The organism is Vibrio sp. CUB2, assembly GCF_001557945.1.
Taxonomy (GTDB): Bacteria; Pseudomonadota; Gammaproteobacteria; order Enterobacterales; family Vibrionaceae; genus Vibrio; species Vibrio owensii.
The window spans coordinates 153,287-168,334 of the sequence record NZ_LNRB01000010.1 but is presented as its reverse complement, the minus strand read 5'-3'; the positions used below and the strand labels follow the sequence as shown (position 1 = coordinate 168,334).

General features: G+C 46.6%; 15 protein-coding genes. All 15 read right to left on the bottom strand.

The genetic code is table 11. The features are described 5' to 3' along the window. Nucleotides 1-11: 11 nt before the first annotated feature. Nucleotides 12-1,397, bottom strand: a complete 1,386-nt coding sequence (gene atpD / locus ATB78_RS17385) for a F0F1 ATP synthase subunit beta (protein WP_005431749.1) — start codon at nt 1,395-1,397, stop codon at nt 12-14. 23 nt (nt 1,398-1,420) lie between these two features. Beyond that, nucleotides 1,421-2,281: a F0F1 ATP synthase subunit gamma gene (atpG, locus tag ATB78_RS17380; RefSeq protein ID WP_005431811.1), complete on the bottom strand. Its 861-nt coding sequence runs from the start codon at nt 2,279-2,281 to the stop codon at nt 1,421-1,423. A 21-nt stretch (nt 2,282-2,302) separates the two neighbouring features. Continuing rightward, the gene (gene atpA / locus ATB78_RS17375; protein WP_005437731.1) at nt 2,303-3,841 is read right to left on the bottom strand and encodes a F0F1 ATP synthase subunit alpha; all 1,539 of its coding nucleotides are present in this window, start codon (nt 3,839-3,841) and stop codon (nt 2,303-2,305) included. A gap of 12 nt (nt 3,842-3,853) precedes the next feature. Further along, the gene (locus tag ATB78_RS17370) at nt 3,854-4,396 is read right to left on the bottom strand and encodes a F0F1 ATP synthase subunit delta (protein ID WP_005431763.1); all 543 of its coding nucleotides are present in this window, start codon (nt 4,394-4,396) and stop codon (nt 3,854-3,856) included. Between the two features lie 8 nt (nt 4,397-4,404). Beyond that, nucleotides 4,405-4,875, bottom strand: a complete 471-nt coding sequence (locus ATB78_RS17365; protein WP_005431830.1) for a F0F1 ATP synthase subunit B — start codon at nt 4,873-4,875, stop codon at nt 4,405-4,407. 43 nt (nt 4,876-4,918) lie between these two features. Continuing rightward, the gene (gene atpE, locus ATB78_RS17360; protein ID WP_004727739.1) at nt 4,919-5,155 is read right to left on the bottom strand and encodes a F0F1 ATP synthase subunit C; all 237 of its coding nucleotides are present in this window, start codon (nt 5,153-5,155) and stop codon (nt 4,919-4,921) included. Between the two features lie 49 nt (nt 5,156-5,204). Beyond that, a complete protein-coding gene (gene atpB, locus ATB78_RS17355; protein ID WP_005533315.1) occupies nt 5,205-5,972 on the bottom strand; it encodes a F0F1 ATP synthase subunit A in 768 nt (255 codons plus the stop codon). Further along, nucleotides 5,973-6,371 (bottom strand): ATP synthase subunit I, encoded by a 399-nt coding sequence (locus ATB78_RS17350; protein WP_005431832.1) that lies wholly within the window; start codon nt 6,369-6,371, stop codon nt 5,973-5,975. Between the two features lie 606 nt (nt 6,372-6,977). Then, entirely contained in the window at nt 6,978-8,285 is a 1,308-nt protein-coding gene (locus ATB78_RS17345; protein ID WP_061009483.1) for a BatD family protein, read from the bottom strand. 5 nt (nt 8,286-8,290) lie between these two features. Continuing rightward, nucleotides 8,291-10,033, bottom strand: coding sequence for a VWA domain-containing protein (locus tag ATB78_RS17340; protein WP_061009481.1), 1,743 nt, complete (start codon nt 10,031-10,033; stop codon nt 8,291-8,293). Continuing rightward, the gene (locus tag ATB78_RS17335) at nt 10,026-11,117 is read right to left on the bottom strand and encodes a VWA domain-containing protein (protein WP_061009479.1); all 1,092 of its coding nucleotides are present in this window, start codon (nt 11,115-11,117) and stop codon (nt 10,026-10,028) included. Before ATB78_RS17335 ends, ATB78_RS17340 begins: the two co-directional genes overlap by 8 nt. Further along, on the bottom strand, nt 11,110-11,661 hold the full coding sequence (locus ATB78_RS17330) for a DUF4381 domain-containing protein (protein WP_045379730.1): 552 nt from the start codon (nt 11,659-11,661) through the stop codon (nt 11,110-11,112). The genes ATB78_RS17335 and ATB78_RS17330 overlap by 8 nt, the downstream gene beginning before the upstream one ends. Further along, nucleotides 11,662-12,624 carry a DUF58 domain-containing protein gene (locus ATB78_RS17325; protein WP_061009477.1) on the bottom strand — a complete coding sequence of 321 codons (963 nt, stop codon included), beginning with the start codon at nt 12,622-12,624 and terminating at the stop codon, nt 11,662-11,664. It abuts the gene before it with no gap. 12 nt (nt 12,625-12,636) lie between these two features. Beyond that, nucleotides 12,637-13,620, bottom strand: coding sequence for a MoxR family ATPase (locus ATB78_RS17320; protein ID WP_039480845.1), 984 nt, complete (start codon nt 13,618-13,620; stop codon nt 12,637-12,639). A 65-nt stretch (nt 13,621-13,685) separates the two neighbouring features. Continuing rightward, nucleotides 13,686-15,002 carry an anaerobic sulfatase maturase gene (locus tag ATB78_RS17315; protein WP_045414725.1) on the bottom strand — a complete coding sequence of 439 codons (1,317 nt, stop codon included), beginning with the start codon at nt 15,000-15,002 and terminating at the stop codon, nt 13,686-13,688. Nucleotides 15,003-15,048 lie beyond the last annotated feature (46 nt).

Sequence of the window (15,048 nt, the reverse complement as noted above, 5' to 3'; positions counted from 1 at the left end):
CCTCCCGCGCTTTACAGTTTTTTCGCTTTTTCAAGCACTTCGTCGATGTTGCCGCAGTACATAAATGCCTGCTCTGGGATGTCATCGTACTGACCATCTAACAGCGCTTTAAAGCCTGCAATGGTGTCTTTTAGCGGAACGAATACACCCGGTTGACCCGTAAACACTTCAGCTACGTGGTAAGGCTGAGTTAGGAAACGTTCAACTTTACGAGCACGAGATACCAAGCGCTTATCTTCTTCAGACAGTTCATCCATACCTAGGATGGCAATGATGTCTTTCAGCTCTTTGTAACGTTGCAGCGTTTGCTGAACTTTACGCGCTACATCGTAGTGCTCTTGACCAACCACTTGAGGATCAAGCTGACGTGATGTTGAATCCAATGGGTCAATCGCTGGGTACAGACCCAAGGCAGCGATGTTACGAGATAGAACAACGGTCGCATCCAAGTGCGCAAACGTGGTTGCTGGCGATGGGTCCGTCAAGTCATCCGCTGGTACGTAAACCGCTTGGATAGACGTGATAGAACCATTCTTAGTCGACGTGATACGCTCTTGAAGCACGCCCATCTCTTCTGCCAGTGTTGGTTGGTAACCTACCGCAGATGGCATACGACCAAGCAACGCCGATACCTCAGTACCTGCCAATGTGTAACGGTAAATGTTATCCACGAACAACAGTACGTCACGACCTTCATCACGGAAACGTTCTGCGATGGTCAAGCCTGTTAGCGCAACACGTAGACGGTTACCCGGTGGCTCGTTCATCTGACCGTAAACCATGGCTACTTTGTCGAGAACGCCCGCTTCCTTCATTTCGTAGTAGAAGTCGTTACCCTCACGAGTACGTTCACCTACACCGGTAAATACCGACAAGCCTGAGTGAGCTTTAGCAATGTTATTGATAAGCTCCATCATGTTTACCGTCTTACCTACACCCGCACCACCGAACAGGCCGATCTTACCGCCCTTCGCGAACGGACAAATCAAGTCGATAACTTTAACGCCTGTTTCTAGTAGCGCAGTGCTGTTAGATTGCTCTTCGTAGCTTGGTGCATCACGGTGGATCTCGTAAGACACTTGCTCACCGATTGGACCACATTCATCGATTGGATGACCCAACACGTTCATGATACGACCTAGGGTTTCTTCACCCACAGGTACCGTGATTGGGTTGCCCGTAGATTCCACTTCTAGGCCACGTTTAAGGCCATCTGAAGAACCCATTGCGATACAGCGAACCACACCACCGCCCAACTGTTGCTGAACTTCCAGCATCAGTGAGCCATCGCTGCCATCGTTGATTTTCAGTGCATCGTAAACTTTCGGGCCCTTGCCTTGTTCGAACTCGACGTCGACCACCGCACCGATGACTTTGACGATTTTGCCAATACTCATAATTTAAACCTCAAATTCTCTCTCTAAACCGCTTGTGCGCCGGATACAATTTCACTCAACTCTTGAGTAATCGCCGCTTGACGCGCTTTGTTGTAAACCAGCTGTAGGTCTTCAATCAGTTGCGCTGCGTTATCAGTCGCGGCAGACATTGCCATCATCCGCGCGGCTTGTTCACAAGCGATACTCTCAACCACACCCTGATAAACCAGTGATTCCACATAGCGTTGAATCAGGTGGTTGAGAATGTCTTGAGGAGACTGCTCGTAGAGGTAATCCCAACGAGCCTCTTTATCACGTGAAATGTCTTCTTTCGGGAACGGCAGCATTTGCAATACCGTTGGTTTTTGCACCATGGTGTTTACAAACTGGTTGTAAACAAGGAACAAGCGGTCGATTTTGCCTTCGGAGTAATGCTCCATCATGGCATTGACCGCGCCCAACATATCTTCCAGTTTTGGTGCATCACCAAGGCCAGAAGTCTGTGCCATTACTTTCCCGAGGGACTGGAAAAAGCTGATTGCTTTCGAACCAATGAGCGTCGTATCTACTTCAACGCCCTTCTCTTGCCAGTCCTGCATTTCTGCCAATACTTTTTTGAACAAGTTACTGTTCAGGCCACCACACAAACCTCGATCGGATGAGATGATGATGTAAGCCACTCGCTTCACTTCACGTTCTTGAAGGAAAGGATGGCTGTACTCCAGCGTACCGGACGAGACGTGACCGATAACCTTACGCATGTTCTCTGCGTAAGGACGGGACGCCTGCATGTTCTCCTGCACTTTGCGCATCTTGCTGGCGGCGACCATTTGCATCGCACTCGTAATCTTTTGCGTGCTACTCACGCTAGCAATTTTGGTGCGAATCTCTTTGGTATTTGCCATAACGGACTCCTGTTAGTGGTCCTACGATTGCAGCGCAGTGAACTCTTTCAGCAAGCTGTGTAGCTCACTCTCGATCTCGTCGTTGTAATCACCGGATTGGTTGATCTTGTCCAGTAGCGGCTGCGCGTTTGTACGACCAAATGCCATCAACTCTTCTTCAAAACGAGAGATTTGGTTTAACGCGACATCCGTGAGGTAACCCTTCTCTGCTGCAAAGATCGCCAGTGCTTGCTCAGCAACCGTCATTGGTGCGTACTGTTTCTGCTTCATGAGTTCCGTTACTTTCTCACCGTGGTCAAGCTGACGACGTGTCGCTTCATCTAGGTCAGAAGAGAACTGAGCAAATGCGGCCAATTCACGGTATTGCGCCAACGCGGTACGAATACCACCCGACAGTTTCTTGATCACTTTGGTTTGCGCTGCACCACCTACACGAGATACCGAAATACCTGGGTCAACCGCCGGACGTAAGCCTGAGTTGAATAGCTGAGTTTGTAGGAAGATTTGACCATCGGTAATCGAGATTACGTTGGTTGGTACGAACGCCGATACGTCACCCGCTTGGGTTTCGATGATTGGCAGTGCGGTTAGAGAACCTGTTTTGCCTTTGACTTCACCGTTAGTGAATCGCTCTACGTATTCTTCGTTAACACGTGCTGCGCGTTCTAGTAGGCGTGAGTGGAGGTAGAAAACGTCACCCGGGAAAGCTTCACGACCTGGTGGGCGTTTTAGCAGTAGTGAGATTTGACGGTAAGCTACCGCCTGTTTTGATAGGTCATCATAAACAATCAGCGCATCTTCACCACGGTCACGGAAGTATTCGCCCATGGTACAACCTGCGTATGGCGCTAGGTATTGCAGCGCTGCGGCTTCTGATGCTGACGCAACCACCACAATGGTGTTTTCTAGTGCGCCGTGCTCTTCTAGCTTACGAACCACGTTGGCAATGGTCGATGCTTTTTGACCAATTGCGACGTAAATACATTTAACGCCCAGTTCTTTTTGGTTGATGATGGCATCAATCGCCATCGCGGTTTTACCTGTTTGACGGTCACCGATGATCAACTCACGTTGACCACGACCGATTGGCACCATGGAGTCTACCGCTTTGTAACCGGTTTGGATTGGTTGGTCGACAGACTTACGGTCGATAACACCAGGGGCAATCACCTCAACTGGGTCCATACGGTCGAATGACACTGCGCCTTTACCATCGATTGGTTGACCTAGCGTGTTCACTACACGACCTAGCAAACCGTTACCGACTGGCACTTCAAGAATACGACCTGTGCCTTTTACTTTCATCCCTTCTGACAAGTCCGCATATGGGCCCATCACAACGGCGCCGACCGAATGACGCTCTAAGTTCAGTGCCAACGCAAAGCGGTTATCTGGCAGTTCTAGCATCTCGCCTTGCATAACGTCTGCAAGACCGTGAATTGTGATGATGCCGTCACTCACAGAGACGATAGTACCTTCATTTCTCGCTTCACTTTCGAGGTTGAAGTTAACAATTCGCTCTCTGATTAATTCACTGATTTCATTTGAATTTAATTGCATTTCTATACCCCGTTACACATGTAGGTTGGTCGCCAATCGGCTTAGGTTGGTGAGGACACTGCCGTCATACACGGTCTGCCCTGCTGTAATCACCACACCACCTACAAGGGATGGATCCAGCTGTGTTTCTAGTGTGATGGCTTTCCCGTATTTTTCGGTTAACGCTTGTTTAAGCCTTGCCATCTGTTCCTCATCCAGAGGTTCTGAAACACGCACTGTTACTGTCATGGTTCGTTCGTAATCCGCTTTCATCTCTTGGAACTGAACGTTTACTTCACTGAGCGCTTTTAGACGCTTGTTCTCTTCCATAATGCGAAGAAAATTCTCGAAGTTTTGATTCAACCATTCACCACCAGCATGAAGAATCAGATCCAACAATGGTTGTTCAGAACCGTCTTCATCAAGGTCATTCAAGACCAGAAGCGTGTTAGGCTGTTCCAAGACCACTTGGGTAATCGCAAACATTTGTTGCCAATCGTCCAAGCACTCTGCGTCGCGTGCGTAATCAAACGCCGCTTTTGCGTAGGGTTGAGCTACCACTGTCAATTCGGACATGTACCCTCCTACATTTCGTTGATGAAGCGGTTCACCAAGTCGCGGTTAGCCGAGCTATCCAGATTGCGATTAATCAGCTTGCTGGCACTTTCAATCACCAGATCCGCCATTTCATCTTTCAGCTCTTGGCGAACTTTGCTGCGTTCGCTTTCCACTTCTGCTTTGCCTTCTGCGACAATGCGCGCTTTCTCTTGATTTGCCAGATCAACCGCTTCCGCAACCATCTGTTCTTGACGTTGCTTACCTTGGTTGATGATGGCTTGAGCTTTTGAGCGAGCTTCTGTCAGTAGCGCTTCACCATTCGCTTTTGCCAGTTCTAACTCTTGTGCTGCTTTTTCTGTTTGCTCAAGACCTTGGGCAATTTCAGCACGACGCTCATCAAGCAGTTTTACAAGTGGTGGCCAGACATATTTCATGCACAGCCAAACGAAAATCACGAAGGAGATCGCCTGACCAAACATTGAGGCATTTAAGTTCATAGCACCCTCTCTTCTATAACGTTATGAAAATTATTAATTCGAATTACGCTACAGCGAAGATGATGTACAAACCGATACCTACACCGATCATTGGCACCGCGTCCACAAGACCCATCATGATGAAGAACTGAGTACGAAGCATTGGGGTCAAATCAGGTTGACGAGCCACACCTTCAAGGTATTTACCTGCAAGGTTACCGATACCTGCTGCGGCACCCGCTGCACCAAGACCGATCAGTAGTGCACCCGCCACGTAAAGAACTGCGCTAACGATATCCATAACAACTCCTAGAATTGAATTTTTTAATTAAGAAACAAGATTTTTGAAATTAATGCTCTTCAACAGCCATGCCGAGATAAACCACGGTCAGTACCATAAAAATAAATGCTTGAAGAACAACAATAAGAATGTGGAACAGTGCCCAAGGAACACTTAGTGCCCATTGCATCCACCACGGCATTAATGCAATTAGAATGAAGATCATTTCACCTGCATACATATTGCCAAACAATCGAAGACCTAAAGATATTGGTTTAGAAATTAACGTTACCAATTCAAGAACTAAGTTCACTGGATATAACAGCGGATGTGAGAATGGTTGAGTAGTTAACTCTTTAATAAAACCTTTCACGCCTTTGTTTTTGAACGTATAACCCAACACCAAAATAAATACGCCTAATGCCATCGACATCGTAATATTGACGTCGGCAGATGGTAAGTCACGGAAGTGTTCAACGCCTACAGCACGAGTAAGTGCAGGAATTAAATCAATCGGCAACAAATCCACGGCATTCATTAATAACACCCAAACAAATATTGTCAGTGCTAAAGGACCAATTAACTTGTCCTTGGCTTGAAATATTTCTTTTACGATATCATCGACGAACTCAAATATTATCTCGATCAAACACTGGAATCGTCCTGGTACTCCTTTCGTTCCTTTCGTCACCGCATAACGGAATGAAAGGATGAAAACGAGCCCAGTCAGCCAGACCATGATCATGGAATCAAGGTTAATTCCAAACCAACCGTCGCCGGCGGTGAGAAAGGTCAGGTGGTGCTCAATATATTCATGAGCGGACTGGACAGTCTCCATTTATGCCTTCCTTTCGAAGCGATCTCTGAACAGCGGCGTTAAGAAGTGACCAAACATCGTCACACAAAAGCCTATCAGGACCACGATGTTGCGAAGAGCCATAAATCGAAACGTCAAAACAAACATCACAATGGTGTAAATGACTTTGATATTTCGACTCAGATGCATGAGGTCACGCAAACTCTCTTCTGGTTTCACCCTAGATTTAATGGACGCGAATACCATGCCGAACAGAGATGGAAGAATCGCGATAAGCACCCCAGTAATCGCTGACTCAGCACTGAGAGAGCCGCTTCGCATGTACTCATACGCGATGAATACCAGACCCAAAGTTGCTTGAGCAATCAGAATCCTCTTGCCTGCCACCAATATTGGATCGTCGTGAATATTAGCTTCCATAAATCACCCTTTAAAATAATTTCGAATTAAACTTCTGATAATTAAACTTCACAAAATAAAGCTGCCTAGTGACGACGAATTATATTAAGATAAATTTAATACACAGAATTAAATTTAATCTGATAATTATTATTCACATATTTAAAAATCAAAACGGAATCACTCCGTATTTCCGTTTCCCCAGAAATATACACCGATAATTTTAATAATCTAAATCGAAAAACTTGCAAGTTATCATTCCATTTTTGAAGTGTTATTTTATTTGAACAAACCAAAAATGAAATATACATTGATTAAGCCGTCTTTATCAGGGTTAAGACGAAAAGCTTGTCACATGGAAGTGACACTCCATAAGAAAGGAATTAAAGTGATTTTAGGTTATATATTTTCAAATATAGCAGTTGTAAATATATAATCGATTAATAAACCTGTTTAATATCGCAATGAAATATCTTTTAAATAGAAGTTTAAAAGATAAGAATTAAATATATTTGAAATATATTATTTCTTTACGTCAGTTGTAGCACGTTAAAATAGACATCCCATTTACTTATTGCGATTGAAAAGAACAAAAAAAGGACGCTGAATCAGCGTCCTTTTTCGTTTTTACTTCTTATTACTTGCCTGCTTATCGAGTTGCGGCAAGGCCTTTGGTATCGCCCACTTAAGGCGTTTTGGCTTCAGCGCTTGTATCCCTTTCCAAAGCGCATTCATCAAGCTTGCGTCCTCCTGCCCCTCTTGTAGGCGCTGTGAACGCTTCTGCCAAACGTCAGAGTCACTGGCTTTACTCATTTCAAGACCGCCTGTGTTGCTTCTCAGCTGCTTATACAAGCTTGCTCGAGCAGCGCCCCATCGATTCGCTTTCACCATTCGTCTGAACACTAACCATGGCGGCGTAGGACGAGAACGATAATAACGGTGAATGCTCAAGGCGGCGATAACGAGAACAAATAGCGTCACTGCGCTGCCAATCAACCAGCCAGAATAAGCTCTAACAAAGGATTTAAATGTATGCTTGGCTTTGAAGGTCTTACCCTCAATCACCACCGTTTCCAGCGCTTTACTCTTGCTATTCCACCATTGGAACTTATGTTCAGGCAATGTGAACTCACCGCCCTGTTGGATCACATACACGCTTTCTTCTATTCGACTCGACTGGTAATCGCCACGTGTTTGCTTGTCGTCTAAGCGGTTTGGTTGAGGATACGCTTGATAACTGGCAGTAGAATCATTGGATAACAAGTCTGGAAGCAATACTGACAAACTGTCTTGTGCATTGATCGTTATGGTGCGAGTGATTGCATCACCGACTTTCAGCTCATCATTAGACATTGTCCATTTCTGATCCACACTCACCTTAGTCGCGGTAAACCATGCAGAGTCATCACTTAGCATCCCAGAAGGCATAGACGCTTCGAACTTAATTGGCTGCGTATAAAGCGTACCAGCCACTTTTGAACCATCAGGCGCAGAGACTTGCACACCCACGGCGACAGGTGGAATCACAAACTGCCCTGAGGCTTGCGGATACAAAGTTATTTCCCAACGCTGACGAGACCACGTTTGTCCCCCTTTACGCTCGGTATAGTTGGTTGCTAATTGGTTACGCTGCTTTGCAATCACGTTAGGGATTTCTACGCTGCCAATGCGTGTACCACCAGTGAACCAACGAGGCGTTGCGACTTCGATGTACAAGATCACCTGCTCATTCACACTGAACTTAGGTGCTTCCTTCGTATCGGCCCCTGCTCCCTGCTTGCCAACCCAAGCTAATAGCTCTAAGTCATTGCTGCGCTGCAAGTCTTGAATGTCTTGTGCGTTCGCCAAACCAGTAAAAAGCAAAGTAAACATCATCAAGATGGCGCTCAAACGCCCAACCATGGAGTCAGCACTAAGTTTGAATGCATTCATCATTGTGCTTACTCCTCTTCTTGTTGTGATTGCGGTTGTGGCTGCGGTTCCGTTTTCACGGGCTCACGCAGTTGAATTTGGAATTTAGCGCGCAAAAAGTACTTAGGATCAGCCTCTACGCGTTTTAACCACTTATCCGCCAGTTCTTGGCTGCCAAGGATTTCGTTCGCATTGAGTTTCTCTTTCAGCATTAATTCAGCAGCGGTTTTTTCGTCAGCCCCATCTGCCGTTTGCGGGTTGTCACCCAGCTCAAACGACTCTTCGGGTCCATCTGTTGTCCCCGCTTGGCTTTCACTGGTGCGGTTAATCTCTTCGACAATGCCACCAATGACTTTTAGGTTGTGCTCGACGTCTGGTCGCAATTGCTCACTCAAGGTGTCTTTGTCTGCCAGTGTTTGCAACAAATTACGCGCGGCCAAGTACTCACGTTGACGTGCCAACGCACTCGCAGCGTTGTACAAGCCATAGTCTTTTACTGCATCTGATGGATCGTTTTGCATCTCCAAGAAAGCGGTATGAGCCAGTTTGTATTCGCCTGCGTAGTAATAAGCTGTCCCTTTACGCAACGGATCCGTAAAGTGCTTTGCTGCCTCAAGGTATTCGTTTTTGTTGAACAAACGTTGCCCTTGTTGATTTGGGGTGAGCCATAAATCCCACCACCATTGAGACGCTTTATCCCAGACGGTTACCTCTTGCACCACTTCAGGCTTATCCGCTTTGAGCGAGACGGTTTCCGCCATTGCTTTTGGCGTCATAAACAAAGACGTTGATACCATAGCCACCACACACCATTGCACTAGCCAGCCTTTACGGAACCAAAGCATCATAATGAGAGCAATTGGGAACAACAGTTGATAGCCCATGTCTTTCCAAGGCATTGATGATTCGCCATTGAGTTGCATGTTTCGCTCAACAAAGCGATTAAGCTTCTCTATGTCGCTGTTGTCGACCGTCACTTCCACAAGGCGTCCGCCTGTCGCGCTGGCAAGATTATTTAACGAGTCCAAATCGACCGGATTGTTAGAAACAATGTCCGAGTTACCCGCAGCCAAGATAAGCAATTGATAAGGCTTGTCTGCAAAGTAGTTTTTGTAAGCGGTAATGGTTGCCGGATTGACGCCATCCGTAACCAACAGAACCGTAGAACCCGGTTGACCTTGTAATTGTTGGTCAATCAAAGGCAACGCCGTTTCAGCAAGTTTACCTTCAACTGGCATGATTTCTGGTGTTATCGCCGCGAGAAACGGTTCGAATACTTTACTGTCCTGCGTTACAGGCATCGCGACATGAGCAGAACCCGCATAGACAACCAACCCAGTGCTGCCACCTTTTCGTGCTGCCAATAGGTCACGGATCTTTTGCTTTGAGCGTTCCAAACGGCTTGGCGGAAGGTCTTTTTGCAACATCGAATCGTTGTTGTCCAACACCACCAGCATGGAGGCTTTGTCTTCGCCAAACGGTGAAGCTTGGCGCTCCCAAGAAGGTCCGGCACAGATGATGATGGCAATCGCTACTATCACCATAAGTAGCTTGAGCGGCAGTTGTTTTCGCCAACCATAGTCGCCAATCGTTAATGCTTTACGTAAATGCTCAGGAAGAATGTCTTTCCAGCTTGGTTTGGATTCTTCTCTCCATCTTAACCAAAGCAAAAGAAACATCGGGATGAACGCCAATAGCCACATTGGACGAATGAAATGGAACTGTGTGACAAACTGTTCTAGCCCCATGCTAGAGAAAGGAGAATCAAACATGGTGCTCTCCTTCTACGTTGTCTGTTTGTGCAGAACCGGCACTGTTCACTGATAGTCGACGACGCTTAAATGTCGCCAACGAGAACGCGGTTAAATACATCGCAACCACCAAAGCCATTAAGTAATGATGCAAACTTTGCTTAGGACGGTAAGTGGTACTTTCATAAAGCTGTGGCTCTAACTTACCAATCTCATCATAGGCTTTAGCAAGTTCGTCACGGTTGAGCGCTTCAAACGCCTCACCACCGGACTCTTTCGCAATACGTTTGATCGTATTCATATCTAGTGCAGTTTCACCCACGGTTTGTGGATCACCCATTGCAATCACGTGGATGCGTACATCTTTGGCTTTCGCGACTTTCGCCGCATCAATCGGTTCAACGAAGCTTCCGGTATCATTACCATCCGTTAGAACAATGGCGACTTTCTCTTTGCTATCTTCTACGTCGGTACGCGACTTTTCACTTTGCTCAAACACCTTAATCGCCAAACCAATTGCATCACCTAAGTGAGTGCTTTGCCCTGCCATCGCCACATCCGTTTGGTTAAGCAGCTCTAACCACACTTTTTGATCGGGCGTGAATGGCGTTTGCACAAATGCCGCATCGCCGAACAAGATCAAACCTAAGCGGTCGCCTTTGCGCGTTTTGGCAAAGTCACTCAAAACTTCTTTGGCTGCATCGAGACGAGAGATCTTTTCACCGGTTTTGGACGTGAAGTCTTGTTCTGCCATTGAGCCAGACAAATCGACGACGACCATAACATCACGACCCAAGCTTTCACGCACCTGTGGCTCGCCAAGCACTGTCGGCTTTGCCATTGCGGTCACGACCAAAAGCCAAGAAATGATGAGTGTTGCGCGCTGCCACCAGCTCGGAGTAAGTTGGCTTGCGCCTTCTGATGGGGTTTCACCAATGGCGTCCACAAGCTGACTAAAGAACGGCACTTTGATGGCCATTTGTTTGGTGCGGTAAGCTGGGACGAGGAAATACACCACTAAAGGCAGCGGCAAGATGATGAACCAAAGCGGATGCTCAAATTCAAAACTGCTCATGCCGAGCCATGAAGCAAGAAGATCACCCATGGCGACCTCCTTTTAATGCACGCGCTTTGTAGGCAAGCGTGCGCTTTTCAATGTTGTGAGCGTTCTCATCGTGCTCTTTCACCCACTCAGTTGCGCGTTCAAGAAGTTGTAAACGCTCTGTTTTTTCCAGTTCAATACTTGGGTCAACGATACTTTGCAGCCATCGCTTCGAGACTTCGTCATCAAACATTTTATGCTTGGGGTTAAGCTCATCTAACTTGCGTAGGAACGCAGTATCAAACAAGCGAGCATGAGAGCTATCAAGATGAATCAAGACGATTTTCAGAATCGAGAACAACGCTTTCGGCATGCTGGCGTCATCTGGTGTTAAACGAGAAATCGCTTCAATAGCTTCTTTACGGTAACGGTTATCCCACCAATGGTGTGCCAATCGGTAGCCGACATACATGAGTACAATCGCCCCCACAATTGCAAGGATCTTCCAACCAATGGTTTGTGGCACCCAGCTTACGCTTTCTGGCACCGCGACATCATGCAGCTCACGCAGAATATACGTGCTTGGAGGCGTGTGTAAGTCTGTCATTTATCGACCTCCAACGAGTTTTTGGAATTGAGTAATGTGGTCACCTGTTGTATCGATTTCGATATGAGGCAGCTTTTTGATTGCCATGAGTTGTGCCAATGATTGACGTTGTAACTGGGCTTTCTCAATCAAACTGGCGCTGGCTGCATCGACTTTGGCTTTACTGTCTAAGTTTAGCTGGTAACGACCATCACCAATCACCCATTTTACTTTCGCCAAATCTTGAGGAAGCGACTGCTCTAAAGGATCGCTTACCATCACCGCGAGGACATCGTTGTGCTGTTGGAGCTGCTTAAGATGATCAAGATGATGCTCTTCGCAATCGCGCCAATCACTGATGAAAATCAGCGTGGATTGTTTTAGCTTCATCCGTTTGATGAGCTCAATCCATTTACTGAACGTCACTTTGTCTGAATCTAACGAGTCCACACTTAAGCGCTGGTTGGCTTGAGAGAGTCGTTTCAGTTGAGCGAGCAAATCGTTTTGGGAACGCTGAGCTTTGCTGTGGTATAGAGCAGAATCAGAGGCGATAACAAACCCGACTCGGTCACCGTCTTTCAATACTCGCCAGCCACACATAGCCGCCACTTCAGCAGCGACCACAGATTTCATGACCTCGGTCGAGGCGAAAAACATCGCACTGCGCTGATCTACACAGACAATCACATTACGGTCTTTTTCTTCGGTGTAACTGCGCACATGAGGCTTACCTGTGCGCATGGTGACTTTCCAATCTAGGTTTCGGATGTCGTCCCCTAGTTGGTAGTGACGAAGTTCTTCAAAGTTCAAACCACGTCCGCGGAACAATGAGTTATGACGACCAGAAAGCACACTGCCCGCTTTCAAGTGAGGCAGTAAGCTAAAAGATTCGGCTTGCGCTTGTAAACGCACCAAGCGTGAGTAATCGCAATACAAGCGAGGGTCGAGCCCTTGGGATTGAGGAGCAAGCGTTGGCTTTGCCATAGTCCCTCCCGCTTATCCGATTTCTACACAATCAAGCAACTCTTGCACTACACGTTGATGATCAACACCATCGGCAAGTGCATCGTAAGAAAGTGAGAAGCGATGTCCCAGTACCGATGGCACCATTGCACGCACATCATCAGGCGTTACATGGTCACGCCCTTGTAGCCACGCATAAACGCGCGCACATTTGTCTAAGGCAATTGAGGCGCGAGGACTTGAGCCGATTTCGATCCATTTTTGTAGTTGGGAATCGGCGTAACGCTCTGGTTTACGTGTCGCCATCACAAGCGCCACGATGTAGTTCTCGACTAAATCGGAAACAGTAATGTTTGGTAATTGACGTCGCGCTTCAATAACGAGCTCTGGTTCAATGTGTTGTGGCGTCACTAATTCGCTACTGATTTCTGAACCTAGCTCTTCGCTGCGCACCAAGCGAATAATGTCACGCTCTGCTTCATCTTCTGGGTAGTCGACGGTCACTTTCATAATAAAGCGGTCCATCTGCGCTTCTGGCAATGGGTAAGTACCCTCTTGTTCAACTGGGTTTTGCGTTGCAAGCACCATAAACAACTCAGGCAAGACGTGGGTCTTATCACCCACCGTAATCGTGCCTTCTGCCATCGCTTCTAGCAGTGCAGCTTGAACTTTTGCTGGCGCACGGTTCACCTCATCCGCTAACACAATGCTGTTGAAGATTGGTCCCGGTTGGAAGTGCAGCTGAGGCTTACCATCCAACTCTTGGTACACTTCGGTACCTGTTACGTCAGAAGGTAATAAGTCTGGAGTAAACTGAATACGACCAAAGCTGGTGTTAAGAAGGTTGGCAAGTGACTTCACCGAGCGCGTTTTTGCCGTTCCCGGTAAACCCTCTAAAAGTACGTGACCATTGGTCAGTAACCCTATCACCAAAGCCTGAACCACATGGCTTTGTCCAATGACGCTTTTTTCAGTTTGTTCGATTAATTCATTAATGGCTTGTTGTGCGTGGTTCATAGTCTACCTATTGAGTTTACGGGAGCCTGAGCGTTAAAAGTTGAGTATAAGACTGAAAGTAATAACTAAAGGTTATATTCGCTATATTCACCTGAGTTGTAAGACTTTATTAACCTTGATATGCCAACCAGAATTGGCAGCGAATGGTCAAAGAACATTTTTATTCCCGGACACAAGTAGTTTAGACCAGCCTCACCATTCGGCGCGGTAAGTAGCCGATTTTTTGGGCATTCTCCCCAGCAATACTTCAAATATGGGCAATCAAGGCAGTATTGCGGCAAAGAAGACTTTTTCGCCATGCCAAAGCTGTATTGACGAGTTGAGATAGCAATTTCATTCAGAGATCGGTCATGAATGTTAGCCAGTTGGTATTCCGGATAAACGTAGTGATCACAGCTAAACACATCCCCATTGTGTTCAATCGCTAGGCCTTTGCCGCAGAACTCTGCACTAACACACAACTGCGAAGGCATCCCCATCACTTGCGCGACAGCGGTTTCGAAAAGGTTGACCAAGACTCTGCCAAGATCGTTGTTCACCCATTCTTCAAATACAGCAATCAGAAACTCGCCCCACTCTTCTGCATCGACGGACCAATCCGTAACGACCGACATCAAATGGCCCGGCTTTGCTAATTCGCTGCCAAGTTTTGGCGACATGTTTTCTTTCCAAAAATGAGGAGCGGTTTGAGTGAAAGATCGAGGTTCAACACAAGGTGTGAATTGAATATAAGTGACACCGAGCTCTTGAGTGAGAAAGCGATACACTTCGAGCGGATATTTGGCGTTAAAGCGGTTTACTGTCACCAACGCATTGAATGACACATTATGACGCTTCATCAGATCAACGGCTTGCATGACGCGCTGAAAGGTCGGTTTTCCACTTCGGGTTTTGCGGTATTTATCGTGGATAAACTCAGGGCCATCAATCGATAGACCAACCAGAAAACCATGGTCATGCAGAAACTGACACCAAGCCTCGTTCAATAAAAGACCATTAGTTTGAAGGTCGTTTTCGATGCGAACGCCCGGTTTAGCGTACTTATTCTGCAGTTCGACGATCTTCTTGAAGTAATCCAATCCCAACAGTGTTGGCTCACCACCCTGCCAAGAAAACACAATCTCGTCACCGTCTTGGCTTTCGATATAGCTCTTTATGAATGCCTCAAGTGTTGCATCATCCATTTTTGGTTGAGTGCCTTGATTGAGTAATTCATCCTTATGCAGATAAAAACAGTACTGACAATCGATATTGCATTTCGCCCCGCCCGGTTTCGCCATCACGTGAAAACGTCGTTCGACTTTATCACTATTAGATGCAAATGCCGTTTTGAGAGGAGTTAATGCCATTTGAGTAGTATGAATGTGAGTTTGTTTTTTCATAAAGAACGATCTCGAAAGCAGAAGAAAGTCAGCGCCCAAGTTGGGC